This window comes from Micromonospora sp. FIMYZ51, from assembly GCF_038246755.1.
In the GTDB taxonomy this organism is placed as follows: Bacteria; Actinomycetota; Actinomycetes; order Mycobacteriales; family Micromonosporaceae; genus Micromonospora.
The window spans coordinates 5789975-5811395 of record NZ_CP134706.1; the positions used below are offsets into that span (position 1 = coordinate 5789975).

Sequence of the window (21421 nt, forward strand, 5' to 3'; positions counted from 1 at the left end):
GTCCCCGCCCGGTACGCGGTCAATCTCGCCCGGATCGGGTGAGATCCGTTCGCGGGGACGCCGGCTGGTCGGCACCGGGGGACTCGCAAGCGGGGAAAGCCGGCTCCCCGGGTCGGGGTAGCCGGCTTTCGCCTGCGGTACGGGTCAGTTGTTTGGCTCGTCGGCGCTGATGTCGGCGAGCACCGACTGCGGTTCACGCTCGACGGCCAGGTCGCCCATTGACACGAGGCCGATCAGCCGGCCGTCATCGATCACCGGCAGTCGCCGTACGGCGTACGTCCGCATCAGGTCGGCGGCGGCGACGGCGTCGTCGTACTGGCTCACCGTCACCACGTCCTTGCTGGTGATCTGGTTGAGCCGGGTGGTGTTCGGGTCCATGTTCTCGGCCACGGCCCGAACCGCGATGTCCCGGTCCGTGACGATGCCGACCACGTTGTCGCCGTCGGTCACCACCACGTCGCCGATCGCCGAGTCACGCATTTCCTGGGCCGCTGCGGCAAGCGTGTCGTTGCCGTCCATGGTCACCAACCGGGTCGTCATGAACTCTCCGACCGTTGTCATGGCGCCTCCCTCTCGGTGTAGGGCAACCATGCGTCTACCCGACCGCCGCGACCAGTAACGCCGCCGCCGACCGGCCCGGACGCGGGGCACGGTCGGCGGCGGATGCGGCGCTCGACGGGCGGGGCGGTGCTCAGCGCTCGGCGGCCACCAACTCCGCCAGCTGTACGGCGTTGAGGGCGGCACCCTTGCGCAGGTTGTCGTTGGAGCAGAACAGCGCGAGCCCGTGCTCGACGGTCTGGTCGGCGCGGATCCGGCCGACGAAGGTCGGGTCCTGCCCGGCGGCCTGCAACGGGGTCGGCACGTCGGTAAGCGTCACCCCGGGCGCGTCGGCAAGCAGTTCGTGGGCCCGCTGCGGGCTGATCGGCCGGGCGAACCGGGCATTGATCTGGAGCGAGTGCCCGGTGAAGACCGGTACCCGGACGCAGGTGCCGGAGACCTTCAGGTCCGGAATCTCAAGGATCTTGCGGCTCTCGTTGCGCAGCTTCTGCTCCTCGTCGGTCTCCGCCGACCCGTCGTCGACGATCGAGCCGGCGAGCGGAAGCACGTTGAACGCGATCGGCTGGGCGAACGAGCGGGGGGCGGGAAACTCCACGGCACTGCCGTCGAAGGTCAACCCGGACGCGCCCTCGGCGACCTTGCGGACCTGCTCGTCCAACTCGGCGACGCCGGAGAGCCCGGCACCGGAGACCGCCTGGTACGTCGAGACGACCAGGCTGACCAGCCCGGCTTCGGCGTGTAGCGGGCGCAGCACCGGCATCGCGGCCATCGTGGTGCAGTTGGGGTTGGCGATGATGCCCTTCGGCCGGTCGGCGGCGGCGTGCGGGTTCACCTCGGCGACGACAAGCGGCACCTGCGGATCCATCCGGAAGGCCGACGAGTTGTCGATGACCACCGGACCGGCGGCGGCAACCCGCGGCGCCAACTCCTTCGCGGTGCTCTTGCCCGCGGAGAAGAGCACGATGTCCAGCCCCGAGTAGTCGGCGCTGGCCGCGTCCTCGACGGTGACCTCCTCGCCGCGCCACGGCAGGGTACGCCCGACCGACCGCGCCGAGGCGAACAACCGCACCTGCTCCGCCGGGAACTCCCGGGCCGCCAACACCTGCCGCATGACGCCACCGACCTGGCCGGTGGCCCCCACAATGCCGATCCTCATGCCCGCGAGGCTACCCATTGCGGCAGGTCGACCGGGAATGCTTTCCCACCGCCCGGGCCCGACACCGGCGGCGTGACCTGCCGCTGGCCGGACAGCCACCCGGTGGGCGGCCGGATCCGGCGGAAGAACGACGCCGCACCGCCCTCCCCCACCGCAACATCTCAGCCGTCCCAGCAGACCGCCGCGACCGACATCACACCCCGAGCGCTCGGTAGGCTTGCCCAAGCGTGGCGGGAAGCACAACCGACGAGCCGCCTCGACCGTGGCCCGGGCGATGGAGGTGCCATGAGACCGGAGATCCGGACCATCCTCGCCGCCAGCGGCATCGCCGTGGGCGCGGCCGGCAACCTGCTGGCGATCGTGTCGCTGCCCTGGTCCGCCTACGGGGCCATCGAGATGCGCCTCGACCGGTTCCCCGGCTGGCGTTGGCACGTCGCCGCCGTCGCCGCGCTGTACGTCGCGGCGGTCTGGGCGCTGCTGGCACCGGCGGCCCGACGACGACTGCCGATCGCGACAAGCGCGGTGGCCGGGCTCGCCGCCGCCGGGTCCGCCATCGCCCTCGCGACCCGGTACGACGACAGCAGCCTCTTCTTCGACACGTTCGTTCCGGCGATCAAGCCGCTGATCGGCACCGGCCCGGTGCTCGCCGTGCTCTGCGTACTGGTCTGTCTCGCCTCGGTCGCCGCCTGCTGGCCGCGATCGGGCGTACGTCCGGCGCCGCACCGGCCCGACCCGGCGGTGCCGCAACCGCCCTCGACGGCGCCGCACCGGCCCGACCCGGCGGTGCCGCAACCGCCCTCGACGGCGCCGCACCGGCCCGGCCCGCCGGGCTGACCCGACGGGCGGAGCGACGGCGGCGGAGCGGGCCGGGAGCGGGCCGGAGCGGTCGGGTCAGTCCGGCGGAGCGTGGTCGATCAGATCGCCGAGACCGGTGGCGGCCAACTCGTCCCGGATCACCGCGGCGTCGCCCTCCACCACCAGGGTCAGCGACTCCGGATGCAGGTGGCTGGCGGCGGCGGCGGAGACCTGCGCGACGTCGGCGGCGAGCAGGGACTCGCGCAGCCGGGCGTGATAGTCGTCCGGCAGATCGTGCACCACAAGCGTGGTGAGCGCCCCGGCGATCGCCCGCGGGCTCTGCAACTCGACGGAGAGCTGCCCCGCCCGCCAGGACCGGGCCACCGCAAGCTCGTCCTCGGTCACCCCACCGGCCTGGGTACGGGCGATCTCCCCGACCGACTCCACGAGCGCCGGCGCGGTGACGGCGGTCTGCACGCCGGAACTGACCGCGAACCGGCCGAACCGGCGGGACGAGGCGAAGTCGCCCCGGATGCCGTACGTGTAGCCGCGTACCTCCCGAATCAGGTGGTTCAGCCGCGAGGTGAACGCGCCGCCGAGCACCGTGCCGGCCAGCGCGATCGGCACGTGGTCCGGGTGGGCGCGATGCGGCGCGGGATGGCCCAGGCGCAGCGTGGACTGCACCGAGCCGGGCCGGTCGACCAGGATGATCCGGCGGGTGGTGTGCAGCGGCACCTCGATCGGCGCGCCCCGGTCCACCGGCCCGCCGACGGTGCCGGCGAACGCCGTCGCGGCCAGCCCGTCCAGGTCGATCCGATCCAGGTCACCGGCGACCACAAGGGTCCCGGGCCGGATGAACCACTCGGAATGGAAGACGGTGACGCCCTCCACGTCCAGCGCGGCCACCGAGTCCGGGGAGCCGTACAGCGGACGGCCCCACCGGTTGTCGGCACCGAACAGGTCGGCGCGCAGCACCGCGTCGGCGCGCGGCCCGGGATTGGCCCAGTCCATCCGCAGCGCGGTCGCCTCGTCGTCGCGGACCCGCCGGACGTCCTCCGGGTCCAGTTTCGGGGTGCGGACCGCCTCGGCGAGCAGTTCCACTGCGGCGCCCAACCGGTCCACCGGCACCTGCACACTGGCCTGGAAGGTGTCCCAGTCCAGCCCGGTCACCAGTTCCGTGCCGAGTGCCTCGATGGCCAGCGCGTACGCGGTGGCGTTGCGCTGGACGGTGCCCTCCTCCAGCGCCTTGGCCAGCACCCCACCGAGCCCCTCGGAGCCCACCGGCTCCCGGCCGGCCCCCGCGTCCAGCAGCAGCAACGCCACGGCGAGGTTCTGCCCCGGCAGGTGCGCGGCGACGACCTGGCCGCCCGCCACGCTGCGCCGGAGCACCTGGGGAAAGCGGTACGGGCGGGCCGCGCCCGGACCGGGACGATCGGCGATCAGAGTCACGGCTGCTCCTCGGGCTGGTAGGTCAGGGTCACCCGGTCGTCGGCGCCGAGCAACTCGGCCGCCGCCTCGGTGATCTGGTCGGCGGTCACCGCCAGCCAGGCCGGCAGGCGCTCGGCCACGGTGGCCGGGTCGCCGAACTGCGTGGCGTACCGGCCCAGCGCGTCCGCCCGACCGTCCACCGTGGACATCTGCCGCCACCAGGCGGTGGTCAGCAGCGCCTTCGCGCGGTCCAGCTCGGCGGCGGTCACCGGCACCGTGGCCAGTTCGTCGACCACCTCGGCCAGCCCGGCGGCCAGCCGCTGCCCACTCACCCCGGGCCGAGCGGTGGCGGTGGCGATAAGCGGCGCCGGCCCGTGCGCCAGGTCCACCCCGTACGCGCCGACCAGATCCGGCTGGGCGATCCGCTCACCGTCGGCGAGCCGCTGGTAGAGCCGGCTGCCCCGGCCACTGCCGAGCACGGTGGCGAGCACGGTCACCACGTCGTACCCCGGGCTGCCGTACGGGTGGGTGCGGTGCGCGACGTACACCCGGGGCGCCGGCACGTCGGTGATCACCGTCTCCTGGACCGGCACACCGCTTGCCGGCACGACCCGGCCGTCGGGTGCGGACGGGATCTCCGAGCGGGCCGGGATGGCCCCGAAGTACTTCTCGGCCAGCGCCACGACCTCGTCGGTGTCGGTGTCGCCGACGACGGTCAGCACCGCATTGTTCGGCGCGTAGTAGGTCTGGTGGAACGCCTGGAAGGTGGCCAGGTCGGCGGCGTTCAGGTCGGCCATGGAGCCGATCGTGGGGTGATGGTACGGGTGCCCCGGCGGATAGAGCAGCGGCAGCAACCGCAACCAGGCATCGCCGTACGGCACGTTCTCGTAGCGCTGCCGACGTTCGTTCTTGACCACGTCACGCTGGTTGTCAAGCGTCTCCTGGGTCAGCGCCGGCACCAGCCCGCCCATCCGGTCGGCCTCCAGCCAGAGCGCCAGTTCGAGGTGCTCGGCCGGAACCGTCTCGAAGTAGTTGGTGCGGTCCGGGTTGGTGGTCGCGTTCAGCGATCCGCCCGCACCCTGCACCAGCTTCATGTGCTCGGTCTTCGCGACATGCTTCGAGCCCTCGAACATCAGGTGCTCGAAGAGGTGCGCGAAGCCACTCTGTCCGGTCGGCTCGTGCCGCGAGCCGACGTCGTACCAGAGGTTGACCGCGACCGCCGGGGCGGTGCGGTCCTCGCTGACCACCACGCGCAGGCCATTGTCCAGTCGAGTCGTCGAGATGGGCCAGGGGTAACCGCTGTCGGGCATGGCTCCGACGCTATCCGATCGCCCGCCCAGGCACGTTCCGAGACGTCCACCGGCGAGCCGGGTGCGCCCCGAGACACCGCCCTGCGGCCGAACCCGCGGGCGGGCAGGCATCGACGGATGCGGGCCGGGTACTCCGCACGTCATGCCGCCGACCATCACCCCGCCGCGCCCCGCCGACCTCGTCGAACGCACGGCTCGGGCGCTGGCCCGACTGCGCCGGGGACGCCTGCTGCATCCGGCCGGTCGCTCCTTCGCCGGTGAGGTGGTCGTCTGGGATACGCCGGGCCCGCCGACCGGCGTCCGGTTGCTGGACCTGCCGGATCGCTACCCGGCCACGATCCGCCTCTCCAAGGGCACGCCCACCCCGGGCAGTTGGCCTGACGTGCTGGGGCTGGCCGTGCGGGTGCACCGCCCGACGGGGCGACCGTTCGACCTGCTGGTCAGCTCCAGCGCCGCCGCGCCGGTGTTGCGACAGCTGCCCCTGCCCCGGCGGCGCTTCGCCGGGACGTACAGCTCGATCATGTCCTACCGGGCCGGCCGGCGGCGGCTCTGGCTCGCCGCCCTGGCCGACCCGGACGCGCCCGACCTGGGCCGCGACCTGGCCTCGGTGGCGCGGGCGGACGCGCCCCGGCTGGTCCTCGCGGTCGCCTCCGCCACCGGGTCGTGGCGACCGTTCGGGCAGGTCATCCTCGGCGACCAACTCGACGCCCGCGAGGACGCCGCGCTGGCCTTCGATCCGGTGGGCAACCTGCCCGAGGAACTGCGCCTGGTCGGACCGCTGCGCTGGCTGCGCCAGCACTCCTACCGGGGCTCCCGCCGGGGACGCGGTGCCGGCGCTCAGTCCGGCGGTTCGATGGGGGTCACGGTCTGATCCGAGGTACGCCGCTCCAACACGGTGTCCGGGGCGGCGTTCCGGTCGGCCTCCCGCATGTCGGACTCGGTGAGGATCGCCTCGGCCTGTGCCTGCGCGTCGTCGCTGCCGGCAGCGGCCTCCTCGGGCAGCAGGTGGGCACGGGACTGCACCCGCTCCTGGTCGCTCAGTTCATCACTCATGCCGCTCCTCATACCCCACCCCACCCGCCCGCACGCGAGAAAGGAAGGGCCCCTTGTTAACGCCTGGCGTAGTAAACGGGCCCCCTCTTAACACTTTCGACGGCACCGGCCGTCCATCCCAGCGGACCGCGTACCTCAGCGGAAGGGGCCGCGTACCTCGTAGGTGATCCCGCCGGACGACGAGCCGGAGGTGCCGCGCTGTGAGGAGAAGTAGAAGCGGGTGCCGTCCGGGGAGAAGGCCGGCCCGCAGATCTCCGAGGCGGACTGGCCGGTGATACGCAGGAAGGGTGCCACCACCTCGTCGGGCGTGATGACACAGATCTCCATGTCGCCGCCGTCCTCGGCGACGTACAGGTCGCCCGACCGGGCACCGGTGATGTTGTCCACTCCGGTCAGCGGCGCGGTGCCGGAGACGAGTGAGTCGTCGTACGCCAGGGCGATGCGCTGGTTGACCGCGTCGTACGCCCAGACCCGGTTGTCGCCCTTCGTGGTGAACCAGCAGGTGCCGTCGGCGTACCAGCAGCCCTCCCCACCGTTGAAGCGCTTGGCGCCGGAGACCTGGCTGCGGGTCTGCGTGCTCGCCGCCGCGGGGTCGGGCACCCGTGCCCAGGTCACCGGGCCGCTGGTGGCGGTACCGGCGACCAGCACCTCAAGCGTGCCGCTGGCGAGGTTGCCCCAACTCGTCGGGCGGAACCGGTAGAAGCAGCCGTTGCTCTCGTCCTCGGTCAGGTAGATCACCCGGCGGTCCGAGTCGCAGGCGGCGGCCTCGTGCTTGAACCGGCCCATCGCGTCCCGGCGCACCGCCGACGTGCCGCCCTGCGGGTACGTCTCGTAGACGTACCCGCGACTGACCTCCTCGCAGGAGAGCCAGGTCGCCCACGGGGTGGCGCCGCCGGCGCAGTTCTGGTTGGTGCCGGAGAGGATCCGGTACGCCGAGGCGATGCTGCCGTCGGCGTTGAACCGGATCGCCGACGCCCCGCCGCCCGGGGTGATCTCAGAGTTCGAGACGTAGATCCAACCCGTGCCGGCGGCGAAGCAGGCACCGCCGTCGGGCGCGTCATGCCAGGTGTACGACGTGCCGGCGACTGCCTGGCGGGACCGGGCCACGACCCGGCTGGTGAAGCCGGCGGGCAGCCGGATGCCGTTGGCGTCGGCGGCACCGAGCGGCCCGTACGGGCCGGGACCGGGCTGGGCGGGAGCGGCCAGGGCGGCACCGGCCCACAGGCTGCCGGAGAAGGCGGCGGCGCCACCGGCGACGGTGGCACGCAGCAGAGTACGACGATCCATCGGGACCTCCGGTCGATGACGTTCGCGAGCGGACCTATCCGCGACCCTCATCGACGGGGGTGAACACTGAACGAGGCGCTGCCGACCAGGGGGTGATGGCTCGGCCACGGTCGGGTACGCTTACCGCCGTGACACGGTCGTATCGATGGTTTAGGCAGCCGGCTCGCAGGCCGGTGACCTCACCATGATCTGACGTCACCGTTTTCGAGCCGGCCGGGCAGGAGCTTTCGTTCCTGCCCTTTCGCGTACGAGCAGCCGGCTCGACCCGGGCACCGGCCCCGGGAACGGTCGGCGAAAGGATGCCCACCGTGACGACCCCGGACAATCACCGGGTCATCGACCAGCGGATCGACCGTGTCGTGCCGCTGACCACCCCGGCGCTGCTGCACCACGAGCTTCCTCTGGACGACCACCTGACCTCGGCCGTGTTGGCCGGCCGACGGGCCGTCGGCCGGGTACTCGACCGACAGGACGACCGGCTGCTGGTGGTGGTCGGACCCTGTTCGGTCCACGACCCGGCCGCGGCCCTGGACTACGCCCACCGGCTCCGCGAGGCGGCCGAGCGGGTCGCCGACGACCTGCTTGTGGTGATGCGGGTCTACTTCGAGAAGCCGCGCTCCACGGTGGGTTGGAAGGGCCTGATCAACGATCCCGCGCTGGACGGCTCCGGTGACGTCAACACCGGGCTACGCAAGGCCCGCGCGCTGCTGCTCGACGTGCTGCGCCTCGGCCTGCCGGTGGGCTGCGAGTTCCTCGACCCGATCACTCCGCAGTACATCGCCGACACCGTGGCATGGGGTGCGATCGGGGCGCGTACGGTCGAGAGCCAGGTGCACCGCCAGCTCGCCTCCGGCCTGTCCATGCCGATCGGCATGAAGAACCGCCCCGACGGCAGCATCGCCACGGCGGTGGACGCGATCCGCGCGGCCGGCGTACCGCATGTCTTCCCCGGCATCGACGTCTCCGGCACGCCAGCGATCATGCACACCCGGGGCAACGCCGACGGTCACCTGGTGTTGCGCGGTGGTGGCGGCCGGCCGAACTACGACGCGGCCTCGGTGGCGGGCGCGCTGGACCTGCTGCGCGCGGCGGGCCTGCCGGAACGGCTGGTGGTGGACGCCAGCCACGCCAACAGCGGCAAGGACCACCGCAACCAGCCCGCGGTGGCCGCCGACGTGGCGGGGCAGATCGCTGCCGGGCAGCGGGGCATCGTCGGCATCATGCTGGAGAGCTTCCTCGAAGCTGGCCGCCAGGACCTCGACCCCACCCGCGAGCTGACCTACGGCCAGTCCATCACCGACGCCTGCATCGGCTGGGACACCACCGACGAGGTGCTCACCCACCTCGCCACCGCCGTCCGTGCCCGCCGAACCACCTCCACCCACCCCACCCCCACCCCCGCCCCGGCCTGATCACCGCCGCCCTGCCGCCGCGCCGGTCATGAAGTTACTGCTACGGAAAGCGCCTTCCGGTGGCCATAACTTCATGATCGACGGGGGCGGAGACGGGGAGACGCGGAAGGGAGTGGGCGGGCAGGGAGCCGGGGAGGGGGTGGGAGTTTGGTGGGTGGGGGTGCGGGTAGCTGACGGGGGTGACCGACGACGTACCCGTGACCAGGGCGCCTACGGCACCCACGGCACCCACGACCGAGGCGCGGCTGCCGGACGCCATTCTGGCCGACGTGCCGGTGGTCGACACCGCCGCGATCGATCCACCCAGCACCGACCTGCCGGGTACGGCCGCCGCCGTGCCCGACGAGGTGCAGACCGAGGAGGTGGACACTCGACCGCTTGACGAACTGCTCGACGATCTCTACCACGGTCAGGAGCGGATCAGCCAGGTCGACATCTACCGCCGGGCGGTCGCCGCGGAACTGCCGGCACAGCTGCTCTCCCGGCTGAACGCGCTGCCACAGGGCGAGTACGCGGTGGACGAGCTGACCGATCTGCTGGGTGGCTCGATGAGCTGAGTCAGCGCATGAGCCGATCCGCCACCGCCGTGCGGAAGGTCCGCCCGCCAGCGACGAGAGGAGCGCAATGTCGCAGCCTGAGGAACAGCACCACGAGCCGGTCCCCGCGCTCGGCCAGCCCCCGGAGGGTACGGACACCCTGCCCGAGGCGGACTTCGCCAACGAACACGACCGTACCGCCGTCGACCGGGACATCATCACCGGCGCCGACGAGGACGAACGTGAGCCCGAGTCGCCGCGCGGCTGGTCCGGCATGCAGCGCTGACCGCGGCTCGGGCAGGCAGCGCTGACCGCGGCTCGGGCAGGCAGCTTGCGGAAACGACGATGCCGCCGGCCGGAACAACCCGGGCCGGCGGCATCGCACTGCTGATCAGTCCTTGTCACCCTCCGCGCTCTGCTGGGCCGTCGCGTACGCCATCTGGAGGAAGTCCGACGCGGCGACCGCGGTGAGCGCGGTGGCCACCAGGCGGGTCAGTCTCGGAGCCAGCACCAGGCCGCCGGTGAAGCCGGTGGCCACCCAGACCGCCAGGCAGAACGGGCAGCTGAGCAGCTCGCCGATGGCGTGTCGGGTGGCGCTGCCCGAGTCCCGGACCTGCTCCATCACCTCGCCGCTGCCGATCGGCCGGTCGTAGCGGGTGAACGGCGCACGCAGCGGGCTGGTCACCGCGTCCTTGGACAGCAGTCGGCTGAGCTTGTGGGTGGCGATGGAGAGCAGCACCACGTCGGACGTGGCGGGCCGCTCCGGCACGCTCCGGCCGGTCGCCTTGACCAGGGCGGCGATGGCACCGGCCACCCCGGCGTAGGTGCCCATCGCCACCAGGTAACCGCCGAGCGGGCGGTGCTCGTGCGGGGCGTACGCCTGGCGTAGTCGTGTCACCTTCTGCTTGAGTTCGCTCACCCGGCCTCCTTCGGGTCACATGAACTTCTCAACCGCCCCGGGGAACAGGGGCGGGCTGGGCCGGGTCAGCCGGCCTGGAGGTTGTCGGCCACCTCGCGGGCGAGGTTGGTCAGGGCCTCCTCGGCCAGCCGGTCGGTCCCCTGGTCGTCGCCGACCAGGTCGAGCCGGAGCCGGGCGCCGCCGGCATCGACCGGTTCCACGGTCAGCTCGGCCGACCAGGCTGTGCTCGACGCTTCCCAGCGGGCCCACAACTGCTCGGCGTTTCCGTCGCGGGACGCCGACAGCAACGGCTCGGGCAGCCAGGCCGGGCTCCGCTGCGGGTCGGTCGCCGTGTTGAAGACGACCTCGGGTGGGGCGGAGACGCCCCGTTCCGCGTACGCCATCAGGCGTCCCGCAGCCGGCTCGGGTCGACCTCCCGGCCGGGGTGCCGGGCCAGGTACTCGGTCTCCAGATCGGCGGTGCGCCGCAGGTGGGTGGCGAGCGCCGAGTCGGTTGCGTGCCGCAGCGTGTCCAGCCGGGTGCGGTGCAGGCTCTGCATCTCCCGGATGAGGTCCTCCTCGGGCAACTCGGCCGGGTCGATGCCGGGCAGGTCCGCGTCGAGGGCCGGCGTCGCGACCCGGTCGTCGCTCCACTCGGGGATCCGCTGCTCGGGGCTCACTTCCGTGCCACCGGCGGGGAATCCGTCCTGCTGTCCCGATGCGGTCATCTCGCGCCCCCTCGTGCGTCATGGGCTGGCGTCTGTACGGTTGCCCACGCCGGCTGCGGCCAAACCACCGCCGCCACTACGACACCGCGTCGGAGAGCGGTGCCGGTCCCGGTACCCTCGTGGCATGAAGCGGCTCTGGACCCCGGCGTGGATAGCCCGCCACGTGGCCATGGTCGTGCTTGTGACGTGCTTCCTCGGGCTGGGCTGGTGGCAGGTCAGCCGGGCCGCTGCGGGCAACGCCATCAGTTGGGGCTACGCCGTGGAGTGGCCGATCTTCGCGGGGTTCGTGGTGTTCGTCTGGTGGCGTGAGGTCCGACACGCGCTGCGTGGGGCGTCGGGGACCGGGGAATCCGGCCCGGCCGGTGCTCGGCAGCCGGAGGACGCCGGTGCGACGGCCACCGCGAGCACGCCGGGCACCGCCGGGCCGGCCGCTCGCACCGCGGATTCCGACCGTACGGTCCGGACCCGACCCGCGATCCGCCGGCCGGTACGGGTCACCCGCGCCGTCGTCGACGACGGCGGGGAGGACGCCGACCTGGCTGCCTACAACCGCTACCTGTCATGGTTGAACGCCAATCCGGGCGCGAAGCCCGGTGACTATCCCGGCTGAGCCGGCCCGGAAGGACGGACGAGAAGTGCGTGCTGCCCTCACCCGCTACCGAGTGATCGCCTGGATCGTCGGTGTGGTGCTGATCCTGCTGGTCGTGATCGGCATGCCGCTGAAGTACGGCTTCGACGAGCCGATCGTGGTGGAGACCGTGGGCCAGGCACACGGCTTCCTCTACATGGTCTACCTGGTCGCCGCCTTCGATCTGTCCCGGCGGGCCAACTGGCCGCTCAAGCGCATGATCCTGGTGATGCTTGCCGGCACCGTGCCGTTCCTCTCGTTCTGGGCCGAGCGCCGGGTGAGTTCCCTGGTCATGGCCGAGCAGCGGGAAGGCGAGCAGGCCCCGGAGCCGGTGGCCGGCTGATCACCGCGCCGACCGACCGGACCGGCTCGGTCAACGCTGCGGTCGCCACGGGCGCGTGCTGCGCAGCGGATCGTCCCAGCCGCCGTAGCTGTGCATTTCCCGCGCCCGCCGCACCGCCCGGCTGACCTGGCCGAACTGCTGCTCGTTGTCGCTGCTGAACAGCAGCTCCTCCGCGTCTGCGCGCCGGCCCCACAGCTCGTACGGGGGCGGACGCCACCGGTTGCCGGCTGCGGCGAGCAGCACCGGCACCAGGAACACGGCACCGAGCAGCAGGTACGCCTCGGCGGTGAGCCGTTGCAGTCCGCCGGTGAAGCCGAGCACCAGGCCGGCACCGGTGATCACCGCTGCGGAGATCAGTGCGGCCCGGGTCGCCAGTCGGTCGTGCGGTCCCCGGGTGGTGTGCAGGTGGGTCAGCTCGGCGATCCGCCAACTGGTGCTGCCGACGGTGAACCGGTCGGCCGTGACGATGATCCCGGGTCGGGCGTAGAGCAGCGTCGGCTCCGGGCCAGCGGCGCGTCGGGGTGCGCCGGTGGTGGCGTGCGGAGAGCGCAGCGGTCGGGTGGTCGTGCGGTCAGGATTCACGGTCCCTCCCTTCACGGCTGGTGTAGCCGGGCCGGTCCCCGCCGCCGGCCATTGACAGCAGGCTCGCGGGAATTGCGACCGTGCGATTCATTGTGTGCCGCGTTCGCCACCTGCGCCGTACCGTTTCCGGTGGTCAACGCGTTGGTCCGGGACCAGGTCGGCGGGATCGCGGGCAGCAAGTCCGGGTTGTCGGTTATGGGCAGCACGTTTGCCGACGTCATGCGTCGAGACCGACCATCCGGACAATCCTCCCAGAACGGCCCCATCCCGTCGTAAGTGAATGAGCTTCGTCTCAGGCTCACCATTGGTCCCGTCTTTCCCTGCGCATCACACCTGCCCCGTACTACCTTGGGCGGGTCGGCCCGGTCGGCCGCCGTCCATCCGGACGGCACCGGGTCGGTGCCGTCCGCAGCGCCTCAGCAACCCCGCGACGGCCTGGGAGAGGAGCAACCCGCTCTTGTCGCCCCTGATCCACACGCTGCGCGCCCTGACGGTCGCCGCCTGCACGCTGGCGCTGGTGGCGCCCGCGACGGTGGCCCGGGCCGAGCCTTCGCCCGCCGAGCTGACCCGGCGGATCGAGAAGTCCTCCGCCGAGTTGGAACGGGTGGTGGAGGCCCACAACGAGCTACGCGAAAAGATCAAGGACAACCGGGCTGCCGTCAGCCGGCTGCGCAAGCAGATCGGCCCGCTGGAGCAGCAGGCCGCGCAGAGCCGCGCGGATGTGGGCGAGATGGCCGCCACCGCGTACAAGACCGGCAACCTCGGCGCCGTGGACGCACTCATGCACGCCGACGACCCGGCGTCGGTGCTCGACCGGCTCGGCACGCTTGACCACCTGACCCGACAGCGCCAGGCGAGCATCGCCAGCTACACCGCTGACCAGCAGCAACTGCTCGACCAGAAGACCCGGCTCGACGTGACGCTCAGCCAGCAGGCGGCGCGGTCCAAGGAACTGAGCACCACGAAGCAACGGATCGAGCGCGACCTGGCCAAGCTCTATGAAATGCGGCGGCAGGCGTACGGCCGGGCCACCGAACGTCCGGCCAGCCGCGCGAACAGCGCCGATGACGCACCCGCGGTCTCCGGCCAGGCAGGTGCCGCCGTGCGGTACGCCTACGGGGCGCTGGGCAAGCCGTACGCCTGGGGTCAGGACGGGCCGAACGGCTACGACTGTTCCGGGCTGACCTCGGCGGCCTGGCGGGCGGCGGGCAAGCAACTGCCGCACAACACCAAGATGCAGTGGGGCGTGGTGTCGCACATCAGCCGCAGCCAGCTACGCCCCGGTGACCTCGTCTTCTATCGCAGTCTCGGGCACGTGGCGATCTACGTCGGCGACGGGCAGGTGATCCACGCGCCGACCTTCGGTCGCAACGTGGAGAAGCGGAGCGTGGACCTGATGCCGCCGTACGGCTACGGCCGGGTCCGCTGAGCTAGGTGACGCGAACGGCCGGCGTCCCCCTATCGGACGCCGGCCGTTCGTCGTCATTCCTACCAGGCCAGGCCGTTTACCGGCCCTGCACTGCCAGGTCAGGCCGCCTGTAGGCCCTCCGCGCGAGCCAACTCCCGGAGCCGGCCGAGCGCCTGGATCTCCAACTGCCGGATCCGCTCGCGGGACAGCGAGAACCGCGACGCCACCTCGGTCAGCGAGTGCTCCCGACCGTCCTCAAGGCCGTAGCGGGCCCGCATGATGCCGGCGGAGCGGTCGTCCAGGTGGTTGAGCAGACCCTCGATCCGCTGCCGCTCCAGGCCGGTGAGCACGATCTCCTCCGGCGACGGCGCGTCGCTGTCGGCGACCAGGTCACCGAGGTTGGTGTCGCCGTCGTCGCCGACGGGTGTGTCCAGCGACACGGTGTCCTGCGACCAGCGGACCAGTTCGTTGACCCGCTCGACGGTCACCCCGAGCGCCGCCGCGATCTGCTCCGGCTCCGGGTCGCTGCCCAACTCGCGGGTGAGCTGACGGGCCACGTTCCGCATCCGGTTGACGTCCTCCACCAGGTGCACCGGCAGCCGCACGGTGCGCTCCTGCTGGGCGATGGCCCGGCTGATCGCCTGCCGGATCCACCAGGTCGCGTAGGTGGAGAACTTGTAGCCGCGCTCGTAGTCGAACTTCTCGACCGCCCGCACCAGACCGGTGTTGCCCTCCTGGATCAGGTCCAGCATGGGCATGCCGGAGCGGACGTAGCGCCGCGCGATCGACACGACCAGCCGCAGGTTGGCCCGGATGAACAGGTCCTTGGCCCGCTCACCCTCGGCCACCAGCCGGCCCAGTTCCTCCCGGGTGGCGCCGGCGGGCACGCGGTCCTCGCTGAGCAGGTGCTCGGCGTAGAGGCCCGCCTCGATGGCCTTGGAAAGATCGACCTCCTTGGCGGCGTCCAGCAGTGGCGTCCGGGAGATCTCGTGCAGGTAGACTCCGACCAGGTCGCGCTCCTCGGCGACCTCATCAGTTCGCATACCGATGTTCTTGTCCACGTTGCCCACGGTCCCCTCGCTCGCGCCGGTTGCCCGGTTCCTTGCCGTCTCCACGCTCATCAGCCCTCCCCCGTAACCTCCGCTGTGCCCACCGGTGCTGACACCTACACAACAGATGAGACGTGTCGGGGATTCCATGTGATGGGTCGAAAGTGTCACGAATGCCTGATAATCAGCTGAGAGCACGGTCCATATTTGCTGTCAGCACCCTGCCCGCCGCTGGCTGACAGGTGCCCCGTGAGGCGGACGGATCGACGGATCGCCGATCCTCCCGGTCCATGGCAACACTGCCTGGCCACCGGCACAGCGACCCGGGTCACCGCCGTGCTGCGATCCTGGTCACTGCCAGATACGCGCAGGCGGACCGGTTGGTTCATCCACGCTGGTGGTATTACCCCACGCCCTGATGAACAATCGGCGACCCGGTCCTATGCCCGCTTTCGACCAGCCGGTCCCGCACCCCGGCAGAACCGATGGGCGGGGCGGGTCAGCAGCCGACCGGCTGTGCGGACTAGCGTGGGCCCATGGCGGATCGCAGTGTGCTGATCACGGGAGGCACGGGCGGGCTCGGCACGGCGGTCACCGCCGTGTTCGCGGCAGCGGGCTGGCGGGTGATCGCACCGCAGCGCCGATCGCCCGCCCCGATCCCGGACCCGGGTGCCAACGCACCGGTCCGGCTGGTCGCGGATCTCACCGACGCCGCCGATGTGGCGCGGGTGGCCGAGGTGGCCGCCGGTGATCCCGAGGCACCACTGCGCGCCGTGGTCAACCTGGTCGGCGGGTACGCCAACACCGGGCGGGTGCACGAGACCCCGGTCGAGGAGTTCGACCGGATGCTCACCCTCAACCTGCGTCCCACCCATCTGGTCACCCGGGCCACGCTGCCGCACCTGGTCGCCGCCGGCGGCGGTGCGGTGGTCTGCGTGGCGGCCCGCGCCGCGCTGAGCCCCTTCCCGGGCGTCGCCGGCTACGTGACCGCGAAGGCCGCGGTGCTCGCCTTCGCCGCCGCCGTGGCGGTGGAGTACAAGGCGTCCCGGGTGCGCTGCAACACCGTGCTGCCGAGCGTCATCGACACCCCGGGCAACCGCGCCGCGATGCCCGACGCCGACCACTCGCGTTGGGTGGACCCGGCCGAGATCGCGGCGGTGATCCGTTTCCTGGCCTCGGACGAGTCCGCGCCGACAAGCGGTGCCGCCGTGCCGGTCTACGGCCGGGCCTGAGCCGGGATCAGACCGGGCGCCGGGGCGGCGACCCGCGACCTCTTCCGCCCGGAATGACGGCCGGTCGGCCCGTCGCCGGCCGTCAGCCAGCCGGCCAGATGCCCCTCGATCTCCCGGGCCACGTCGGCCGCCGGCCGACCCGCGTCGACCACCACGAAGGTGGGGTACTCCGGCAGGGTGCGGTAGGCGAGGTCGGCCGCCGTGAGGTAACCCAGGCTCTCGTGGTCGGTGCCGCGCCGCTCGATCCGCCGGTACGCCTCCGTCGGGTCCACCGCGAGCAGGAAGGTCACCTGGGGTCGCGGAAAGAGCCGGTACCCGGCGCGGACCAGTCGTTCCCAGCTCCGGCCACCGCCGTGCGCCCGCAGGCTGGCGTACTGGCAGACGGCGTACCGGTCCATCACCGCCACCCGGCCGGTCAGCAGGCCGCCGAGCAGCGCGATCGCGATGGCCAGCCAGCGCAGCACGGACTCCAGCACCAGCAGGCCGTCCCGGCCGAGCAGCGCCTGGGCGTCCGGCCGGCCCAGCCGGTGTGCCGCGCGCCCCAGCCAGCGCCGTCCCCCGGCGTTGCGGTGATAGGTGGCGGCCCGGCCGGCCGCGGTGAGTGTCCCCGCGAGTTGCTGGGCCTGAGTGGTCTTGCCCGAGCCGTCGATGCCGATCAGAGCCACTGTGCGCAGTCGGGGGCGGCGGCCTTCCGTGGCTGGTGGGACCGGTTGCCTGACTCGCGTTGATCTGGCCACTCTCGACAGACTATCCGACCCGTGCATGCTCGCTGCGTAGTTGATCCCGGTTCCACACCGTTCGCGCCCTTCCGCAAGCTACCCAGGTGTGGACGACCGGAATGCCGGGTACCGATCCGCCATCCACCCGGTGCCGATTCGACGGGAGAGGCGAGATGGCCGAGCGCGACGACGAGACTCTCCTACACACCCTGAAGAAGGTCGCCGCCGTGCTCAAGCAGGCCGACATCCCGTTCGCGCTCGGCGGCAGCTTCGCCGTCTACGCCCACGGCGGCCACTCCAGCGAGCACGACGTCGACTTCCTGATCCGGGAGCCGGACGTGGAAGCCGCGCTGGAAGCGCTGGTGGCGGCCGGTTTCACCGCCGAGCGACCGCCGGAGGACTGGCTGGTCAAGGTCTACGACGGCGGGCGGATGGTCGACCTGATCCACCGGCCGATCGAGACGCCGGTGACCGAGGAGACCTTCACCGACACGGTGGTCCGCCCGGTCGACGCCATCCACATGCCGGTGCTGTCGGCCACCCAACTGATGGTGCACAAGTTGCTCAGCTTCTCCCAGCACTACTGCGACTTCGCCCGCGGGCTTCCGTTGGCCCGGTCGCTGCGGGAGCAGATCGACTGGGAACGGGTACGCAAGGAGACGCAGCACTCGCCGTACGCCGAGGCATTCCTGGTGCTGCTGGACAGGCTGGACGTCGTGCCGCAACCGGGCACGGCCGACGGGAGGGAACTACCGTGACCACCGACCGCGACCTCGGCCCCGGGCCACCTGACGAGTACGTCGAGGCGGAAATCCATCGGCTGCTCACCGAGGATCCGGCCGTCGCCGAACAGGGCATCACCGTGGTCCGCACGGAGCGTGCCCTCGTGTTGTACGGCGAGGTGGAGAGCGCACACCGGCGGGACGAGATCCTGCGTCGGGTGTCCGAACGCTTTCCCGACGTGCCGATCACCAGTGACATCGGGGTGATCCGCAAGCAGGCGCCCACGGAGATCGAGCAACTGCCCTGAGGGAGGTTCGATGGTTATCCGGATCGCCGCCGTGGGCGACGTGCATCTGGACCAGGACGTGGTCGGCCGGTTCCGGCCGGCCCTGGAGGAACTGCCCGGCAACGCCGACGTGTTGCTGCTCGCCGGTGACCTGACCCGGCACGGCACCGAGGCCGAGGCGCGGTGCGTGGCGCAGGAGTTCGGCGGGCTGGGCGTACCGGTGATTGCCGTGTTGGGCAACCACGATCACCAGTGTGACCAGGTGCCGCAGGTGATCGGCGCGCTGGAGGAGGCCGGCATCATTGTGCTGGAGGGCAGCGGTGTGGTGCTGGACTGTCCCGGCGGCCGGCTCGGAGTGGCCGGCGTCAAGGGCTTCGGTGGCGGTTTCGCCGGGCGCTGTGCCAGCGACTTCGGTGAGCCGGAGATGAAGGCGTTCGTGCGGACCACGACCGACAGCGCCGACCGACTGGGCGAGGCGCTGCGCTCGCTGGACTGCGACGTGCTGGTGGCGCTGACCCACTACTCGCCGGTGCCGGACACGCTCGCCGGTGAGCCGCTGGAGATCTACCCGTTCCTCGGTTGCTACCAGTTGGGCCAGGCGATCGACGCCGCGCCGACCGCGCTGGCCCTGCACGGCCACGCACACCACGGCTCGGAGCGGGGCACCACGCCCGGTGGCGTCCGGGTACGCAACGTGGCGCACCCGGTGATCAAGCAGGCGTACAGCATCTTCCACCTGGGTGATCACCTCGATCAGCCGCAGGTTTCCGGGATCGGGGCAGGGGGTACTCAGCAACCATGGAGCTGATTCTCTGGATTCTCGCAGTCGTACTGGTGGTTGCCGGCATTCTCGCGCTGTTCCGCCGGCAGATTCTCTGGGGCATCGTCCTCATCGTGGTCGGGCTGTTGGTCGGCCCGGGTGGTGTCAGCATCTTCAGTTGACGCGGCGGCGCAGGGCGCCGCGGCACACCGGACCCGCCGGGGTCGTCGCGACCGGAACTCCGTCCTCCCGACTGGAGCCACCGGACGCGGCGACCTCGGCGTGTTTGTCGTCGGTTTGTCGCACGCCGACGGCGGGTGAGACGCGGCCGGATGGCAGGTTTGCCGGCCCGGCCGGTGGAGAAACCAGAGCCATGTCGACGACTGCGGAACACACCCGGCGCCCCACCCAGGGAGCCCGCCGGTGGTGGGCACTTGCCGGATTCGCTGCGGCGGTGCTCGTCGCCGCCCTCGTCGGCAACCTGGCCGCCTCGAACTCCTCGGCCGAGTACGCCCGCATCGAACTGCCCGCCTGGGCGCCGCCGTCCTGGCTCTTCGGGCCGGTCTGGACCATCCTCTACGTGGCGATCGCGGTGGCCGGCTGGCTGGCCTGGCGACGGGTCGGCTTCGGCCCGGCGCTTGTCGCCTGGGTGGTCCAACTCGTCCTCAACGCCGCCTGGACCCCGCTCTTCTTCGCGGCCAACCGCTACGGGCTGGCCTTTGCCGAGATCGTCCTGCTCTGGCTGGCGATCGGCGCGACCGTGCTGTTGTTCTGGCGGGCCAGCCGTCCGGCGGCGCTCCTGATGCTGCCCTACTGGGCCTGGGTCACCTTCGCCGCCGCGCTCAATTTCGCCGTCTGGCAGCTGAACAGCTGAGCCCTCGGCTCTCGCCCACTTCCCTTCCGGTCACCGGATCCTGCCTGAGTTGATACATCGATGCCCCTGGCCGGCGCGCTGGCCAGGGGCATCGACGAAACCATTTCGGCCTGCTGGGAGCGCGCCCAGCCGCTCCTGGGCAGGTTTCTGGATTGTTACTCGGTCGTGTCCCGCCAAGGTCTGGACCCCACCCGATGCAAGCGCTTACATGTGGAAACGCCCATCGGACCGGCGCCAGGTCACTGGAGCGACCCTCGGCCAGCGCCGGATAGGAAGGAGGACGGCATGGCGTTTCACGCCAGGCCCCGCCAGGCCCTCGCGATCGCCGGCGCGATCGGGCTGGCGCTCAGCGCTGCCGCCTGCGGCACCGGGAGCAGCGACAACAGCAGCGGCAACAACAACGCCGGTTCCGCAGAGTGCGCGCCATACGAGAAGTACCAGGGCCACGACGGCAAGAAGGTCGGCATCTACTCGTCGATCCGGGACATCGAGGCCGATCGGCTCGACCAGTCCTGGAAGCAGTTCGAGGAGTGCACCGGGATCGACATCACCCACGAAGGCAGTGGTGAGTTCGAGGCCCAGCTGCCCGTACGCGCCGACGGCGGCAACGCCCCCGACATCGCCTTCATCCCGCAGCCCGGTCTGCTCCAGCGGTTCGCCGAGCGCGGCCAGCTGAAGCCGGCCAGCGCCGAGACCAAGGCGATGGCCGAGGAGAACTACCCGGCCGACTGGCTGAAGTACAGCACCGTCGACGGCACCTTCTACGGCGCGCCGCTCGGGTCGAACGTGAAGTCGTTCGTCTGGTACTCGCCGAAGATGTTCCAGGAGAAGGGCTGGACCGTCCCGGAGACCTGGGACGACCTGATCAAGCTCAGCGACACGATCGCCGACAGCGGCATCAAGCCGTGGTGCGCCGGCATCGAGTCCGGTGACGCCACCGGTTGGCCGGCCACCGACTGGATCGAGGACGTGCTGCTGCGGACGCAGACCCCCGAGGTCTACGACCAGTGGACCACGCACGAGATCCCGTTCAACGACCCCCGGATCGCTGACGCGCTGGACCGCGCCGGCACCATCCTGAAGAACGAGAAGTACGTAAACGGTGGCTTCGGCGGGGTCCGCAGCATCGCCACCACCGCCTTCCAGGAGGCCGGCGTGCCGATCACGCAGGGCAAGTGCGCGCTGCACCGGCAGGCCTCGTTCTACGCCAACCAGTGGCCGGAGAACACCAAGGTGGCCGAGGACGGCGACGTCTTCGCCTTCTACTTCCCGGCCATCGACCCGGCCCGGGGCAAGCCGGTGCTCGGCGGCGGCGAGTTCGTCGCGGTCTTCAACGACCGTCCCGAGGTGCAGGCGGTGCAGACGTACCTCGCCTCCGGTGAGTACGCCAACAGCCGCGCGAAGATCGGCGACTGGGTGTCGGCGAACAACAAGCTCGACCTGGCCAACGTCGCCAACCCGATCGACAAGCTCTCCGTGGAGATCCTTCAGGACGAGAACTCGGTCTTCCGGTTCGACGGTTCCGACCTGATGCCCGCCGCCGTCGGCGCCGGGACCTTCTGGAAGGGCATGGTCGACTGGATCAACGGCAAGGACACCGCCGCCGTGCTCCAGGGCATCGAGGGCAGCTGGAAGTGAGTCCAGTGGGGGGCCGGTC

27 protein-coding genes are annotated in these 21421 nt (G+C 71.4%); 15 read left to right on the forward strand and 12 right to left on the reverse strand.

The window, feature by feature from the left end; translation table 11 throughout:
* Positions 1-144: 144 nt before the first annotated feature.
* Both QQG74_RS25850 and QQG74_RS25855 read right to left on the reverse strand, forming a co-directional pair.
* Positions 145-561, reverse strand: a complete 417-nt coding sequence (locus QQG74_RS25850; protein WP_341717290.1) for a CBS domain-containing protein — start codon at positions 559-561, stop codon at positions 145-147.
* Between the two features lie 130 nt (positions 562-691).
* Positions 692-1714 carry an aspartate-semialdehyde dehydrogenase gene (locus QQG74_RS25855; RefSeq protein ID WP_341717291.1) on the reverse strand — a complete coding sequence of 341 codons (1023 nt, stop codon included), beginning with the start codon at positions 1712-1714 and terminating at the stop codon, positions 692-694.
* Between the two features lie 285 nt (positions 1715-1999).
* Here QQG74_RS25855 and QQG74_RS25860 point away from each other — a divergent pair, with 285 nt between their 5' ends.
* On the forward strand, positions 2000-2548 hold the full coding sequence (locus QQG74_RS25860) for a hypothetical protein (RefSeq protein ID WP_341717292.1): 549 nt from the start codon (positions 2000-2002) through the stop codon (positions 2546-2548).
* Between the two features lie 57 nt (positions 2549-2605).
* Here QQG74_RS25860 and QQG74_RS25865 read toward each other — a convergent pair whose 3' ends face one another.
* Both QQG74_RS25865 and QQG74_RS25870 read right to left on the reverse strand, forming a co-directional pair.
* On the reverse strand, positions 2606-3958 hold the full coding sequence (locus tag QQG74_RS25865) for a pitrilysin family protein (RefSeq protein WP_341717293.1): 1353 nt from the start codon (positions 3956-3958) through the stop codon (positions 2606-2608).
* Positions 3955-5247 carry a pitrilysin family protein gene (locus QQG74_RS25870; protein WP_341717294.1) on the reverse strand — a complete coding sequence of 431 codons (1293 nt, stop codon included), beginning with the start codon at positions 5245-5247 and terminating at the stop codon, positions 3955-3957. Before QQG74_RS25870 ends, QQG74_RS25865 begins: the two co-directional genes overlap by 4 nt.
* A 142-nt stretch (positions 5248-5389) precedes the next feature.
* Between QQG74_RS25870 and QQG74_RS25875 the strand changes: the two genes are divergently transcribed.
* On the forward strand, positions 5390-6118 hold the full coding sequence (locus tag QQG74_RS25875; RefSeq protein ID WP_341717295.1) for a phosphodiesterase: 729 nt from the start codon (positions 5390-5392) through the stop codon (positions 6116-6118).
* Here QQG74_RS25875 and QQG74_RS25880 read toward each other — a convergent pair.
* Together QQG74_RS25880 and QQG74_RS25885 are read right to left on the reverse strand one after the other, a co-directional pair.
* Entirely contained in the window at positions 6085-6300 is a 216-nt protein-coding gene (locus tag QQG74_RS25880) for a hypothetical protein (protein WP_341717296.1), read from the reverse strand. The genes QQG74_RS25875 and QQG74_RS25880 overlap by 34 nt on opposite strands.
* Positions 6301-6435: 135 nt before the next feature.
* Positions 6436-7587: an alkaline phosphatase PhoX gene (locus tag QQG74_RS25885; protein ID WP_341717297.1), complete on the reverse strand. Its 1152-nt coding sequence runs from the start codon at positions 7585-7587 to the stop codon at positions 6436-6438.
* A 299-nt stretch (positions 7588-7886) separates the two neighbouring features.
* On the opposite strand from QQG74_RS25885, the gene QQG74_RS25890 reads away from it, so the two are divergent.
* From QQG74_RS25890 to QQG74_RS25900, 3 genes are all read left to right on the forward strand, one after another.
* Positions 7887-8999, forward strand: a complete 1113-nt coding sequence (locus tag QQG74_RS25890) for a 3-deoxy-7-phosphoheptulonate synthase (RefSeq protein WP_341717298.1) — start codon at positions 7887-7889, stop codon at positions 8997-8999.
* A 335-nt stretch (positions 9000-9334) separates the two neighbouring features.
* Entirely contained in the window at positions 9335-9556 is a 222-nt protein-coding gene (locus QQG74_RS25895) for a hypothetical protein (RefSeq protein ID WP_341721384.1), read from the forward strand.
* A 67-nt stretch (positions 9557-9623) separates the two neighbouring features.
* Positions 9624-9821, forward strand: a complete 198-nt coding sequence (locus QQG74_RS25900) for a hypothetical protein (protein WP_341717299.1) — start codon at positions 9624-9626, stop codon at positions 9819-9821.
* Between the two features lie 105 nt (positions 9822-9926).
* Here the strand turns inward: QQG74_RS25900 and QQG74_RS25905 are convergent, their stop codons facing one another.
* From QQG74_RS25905 to QQG74_RS25915, 3 genes are all read right to left on the reverse strand, one after another.
* Positions 9927-10454 carry a DUF1360 domain-containing protein gene (locus tag QQG74_RS25905; protein ID WP_341717300.1) on the reverse strand — a complete coding sequence of 176 codons (528 nt, stop codon included), beginning with the start codon at positions 10452-10454 and terminating at the stop codon, positions 9927-9929.
* A 65-nt stretch (positions 10455-10519) separates the two neighbouring features.
* Positions 10520-10837 (reverse strand): hypothetical protein, encoded by a 318-nt coding sequence (locus tag QQG74_RS25910; protein ID WP_341717301.1) that lies wholly within the window; start codon positions 10835-10837, stop codon positions 10520-10522.
* Positions 10837-11160, reverse strand: coding sequence for a DUF6158 family protein (locus tag QQG74_RS25915; RefSeq protein ID WP_341717302.1), 324 nt, complete (start codon positions 11158-11160; stop codon positions 10837-10839). The genes QQG74_RS25910 and QQG74_RS25915 overlap by 1 nt, the downstream gene beginning before the upstream one ends.
* 124 nt (positions 11161-11284) lie before the next feature.
* Between QQG74_RS25915 and QQG74_RS25920 the strand changes: the two genes are divergently transcribed.
* Complete coding sequence (locus tag QQG74_RS25920; RefSeq protein ID WP_341717303.1) at positions 11285-11770, forward strand: hypothetical protein; 486 nt, start codon at positions 11285-11287, stop codon at positions 11768-11770.
* Positions 11771-11795: 25 nt separating this feature from the next.
* Positions 11796-12131 carry a DUF3817 domain-containing protein gene (locus QQG74_RS25925; protein WP_341717304.1) on the forward strand — a complete coding sequence of 112 codons (336 nt, stop codon included), beginning with the start codon at positions 11796-11798 and terminating at the stop codon, positions 12129-12131.
* 30 nt (positions 12132-12161) lie between these two features.
* On the opposite strand, the gene QQG74_RS25930 is transcribed toward QQG74_RS25925, so the two are convergent.
* Positions 12162-12713, reverse strand: coding sequence for a DUF6232 family protein (locus tag QQG74_RS25930; protein ID WP_341717305.1), 552 nt, complete (start codon positions 12711-12713; stop codon positions 12162-12164).
* A gap of 457 nt (positions 12714-13170) precedes the next feature.
* Between QQG74_RS25930 and QQG74_RS25935 the strand changes: the two genes are divergently transcribed.
* The gene (locus QQG74_RS25935; RefSeq protein ID WP_341717306.1) at positions 13171-14142 is read left to right on the forward strand and encodes an NlpC/P60 family protein; all 972 of its coding nucleotides are present in this window, start codon (positions 13171-13173) and stop codon (positions 14140-14142) included.
* 98 nt (positions 14143-14240) lie between these two features.
* Here the strand turns inward: QQG74_RS25935 and QQG74_RS25940 are convergent, their stop codons facing one another.
* Positions 14241-15242 (reverse strand): sigma-70 family RNA polymerase sigma factor, encoded by a 1002-nt coding sequence (locus QQG74_RS25940; RefSeq protein WP_341717307.1) that lies wholly within the window; start codon positions 15240-15242, stop codon positions 14241-14243.
* Between the two features lie 464 nt (positions 15243-15706).
* Between QQG74_RS25940 and QQG74_RS25945 the strand changes: the two genes are divergently transcribed.
* Positions 15707-16402: an SDR family NAD(P)-dependent oxidoreductase gene (locus QQG74_RS25945; protein ID WP_341717308.1), complete on the forward strand. Its 696-nt coding sequence runs from the start codon at positions 15707-15709 to the stop codon at positions 16400-16402.
* On the opposite strand, the gene QQG74_RS25950 is transcribed toward QQG74_RS25945, so the two are convergent.
* Positions 16387-17076: a thymidylate kinase gene (locus tag QQG74_RS25950; RefSeq protein ID WP_341721385.1), complete on the reverse strand. Its 690-nt coding sequence runs from the start codon at positions 17074-17076 to the stop codon at positions 16387-16389. The two genes, QQG74_RS25945 and QQG74_RS25950, sit on opposite strands and share 16 nt — an antisense overlap.
* 164 nt (positions 17077-17240) lie before the next feature.
* Here QQG74_RS25950 and QQG74_RS25955 point away from each other — a divergent pair, with 164 nt between their 5' ends.
* The 6 genes from QQG74_RS25955 (at position 17241) to QQG74_RS25980 (ending at position 21402) form a co-directional block, all read left to right on the forward strand.
* Positions 17241-17879, forward strand: a complete 639-nt coding sequence (locus tag QQG74_RS25955) for a nucleotidyltransferase (protein ID WP_341721386.1) — start codon at positions 17241-17243, stop codon at positions 17877-17879.
* Entirely contained in the window at positions 17876-18151 is a 276-nt protein-coding gene (locus QQG74_RS25960; protein ID WP_341717309.1) for a hypothetical protein, read from the forward strand. The genes QQG74_RS25955 and QQG74_RS25960 overlap by 4 nt, the downstream gene beginning before the upstream one ends.
* A 10-nt stretch (positions 18152-18161) precedes the next feature.
* Positions 18162-18938: a metallophosphoesterase gene (locus QQG74_RS25965; RefSeq protein WP_341717310.1), complete on the forward strand. Its 777-nt coding sequence runs from the start codon at positions 18162-18164 to the stop codon at positions 18936-18938.
* Positions 18929-19072 (forward strand): GPGG-motif small membrane protein, encoded by a 144-nt coding sequence (locus QQG74_RS25970; RefSeq protein ID WP_018786997.1) that lies wholly within the window; start codon positions 18929-18931, stop codon positions 19070-19072. Before QQG74_RS25965 ends, QQG74_RS25970 begins: the two co-directional genes overlap by 10 nt.
* A gap of 191 nt (positions 19073-19263) precedes the next feature.
* Complete coding sequence (locus QQG74_RS25975; RefSeq protein WP_341717311.1) at positions 19264-19764, forward strand: TspO/MBR family protein; 501 nt, start codon at positions 19264-19266, stop codon at positions 19762-19764.
* A 285-nt stretch (positions 19765-20049) separates the two neighbouring features.
* On the forward strand, positions 20050-21402 hold the full coding sequence (locus tag QQG74_RS25980) for an ABC transporter substrate-binding protein (protein WP_341717312.1): 1353 nt from the start codon (positions 20050-20052) through the stop codon (positions 21400-21402).
* The last annotated feature ends 19 nt before the right edge of the window (positions 21403-21421 follow it).

What these genes read in the sequence shown, in the direction of transcription:
- QQG74_RS25850 (WP_341717290.1), bottom strand. Translation starts at nt 561, where the DNA reads ATGACAACGGTCGGAGAGTTCATGACGACCCGGTTGGTGACCATGGAC.
- QQG74_RS25855 (WP_341717291.1), bottom strand. Translation starts at nt 1,714, where the DNA reads ATGAGGATCGGCATTGTGGGGGCCACCGGCCAGGTCGGTGGCGTCATG.
- QQG74_RS25860 (WP_341717292.1), top strand. Translation starts at nt 2,000, where the DNA reads ATGAGACCGGAGATCCGGACCATCCTCGCCGCCAGCGGCATCGCCGTG.
- QQG74_RS25870 (WP_341717294.1), bottom strand. Translation starts at nt 5,247, where the DNA reads ATGCCCGACAGCGGTTACCCCTGGCCCATCTCGACGACTCGACTGGAC.
- QQG74_RS25875 (WP_341717295.1), top strand. Translation starts at nt 5,390, where the DNA reads ATGCCGCCGACCATCACCCCGCCGCGCCCCGCCGACCTCGTCGAACGC.
- QQG74_RS25880 (WP_341717296.1), bottom strand. Translation starts at nt 6,300, where the DNA reads ATGAGTGATGAACTGAGCGACCAGGAGCGGGTGCAGTCCCGTGCCCAC.
- QQG74_RS25885 (WP_341717297.1), bottom strand. Translation starts at nt 7,587, where the DNA reads ATGGATCGTCGTACTCTGCTGCGTGCCACCGTCGCCGGTGGCGCCGCC.
- QQG74_RS25890 (WP_341717298.1), top strand. Translation starts at nt 7,887, where the DNA reads ATGCCCACCGTGACGACCCCGGACAATCACCGGGTCATCGACCAGCGG.
- QQG74_RS25900 (WP_341717299.1), top strand. Translation starts at nt 9,624, where the DNA reads ATGTCGCAGCCTGAGGAACAGCACCACGAGCCGGTCCCCGCGCTCGGC.
- QQG74_RS25910 (WP_341717301.1), bottom strand. Translation starts at nt 10,837, where the DNA reads ATGGCGTACGCGGAACGGGGCGTCTCCGCCCCACCCGAGGTCGTCTTC.
- QQG74_RS25915 (WP_341717302.1), bottom strand. Translation starts at nt 11,160, where the DNA reads ATGACCGCATCGGGACAGCAGGACGGATTCCCCGCCGGTGGCACGGAA.
- QQG74_RS25920 (WP_341717303.1), top strand. Translation starts at nt 11,285, where the DNA reads ATGAAGCGGCTCTGGACCCCGGCGTGGATAGCCCGCCACGTGGCCATG.
- QQG74_RS25940 (WP_341717307.1), bottom strand. Translation starts at nt 15,242, where the DNA reads ATGAGCGTGGAGACGGCAAGGAACCGGGCAACCGGCGCGAGCGAGGGG.
- QQG74_RS25945 (WP_341717308.1), top strand. Translation starts at nt 15,707, where the DNA reads ATGGCGGATCGCAGTGTGCTGATCACGGGAGGCACGGGCGGGCTCGGC.
- QQG74_RS25955 (WP_341721386.1), top strand. Translation starts at nt 17,241, where the DNA reads ATGCCGGGTACCGATCCGCCATCCACCCGGTGCCGATTCGACGGGAGA.
- QQG74_RS25965 (WP_341717310.1), top strand. Translation starts at nt 18,162, where the DNA reads ATGGTTATCCGGATCGCCGCCGTGGGCGACGTGCATCTGGACCAGGAC.
- QQG74_RS25970 (WP_018786997.1), top strand. Translation starts at nt 18,929, where the DNA reads ATGGAGCTGATTCTCTGGATTCTCGCAGTCGTACTGGTGGTTGCCGGC.
- QQG74_RS25975 (WP_341717311.1), top strand. Translation starts at nt 19,264, where the DNA reads ATGTCGACGACTGCGGAACACACCCGGCGCCCCACCCAGGGAGCCCGC.
- QQG74_RS25980 (WP_341717312.1), top strand. Translation starts at nt 20,050, where the DNA reads ATGGCGTTTCACGCCAGGCCCCGCCAGGCCCTCGCGATCGCCGGCGCG.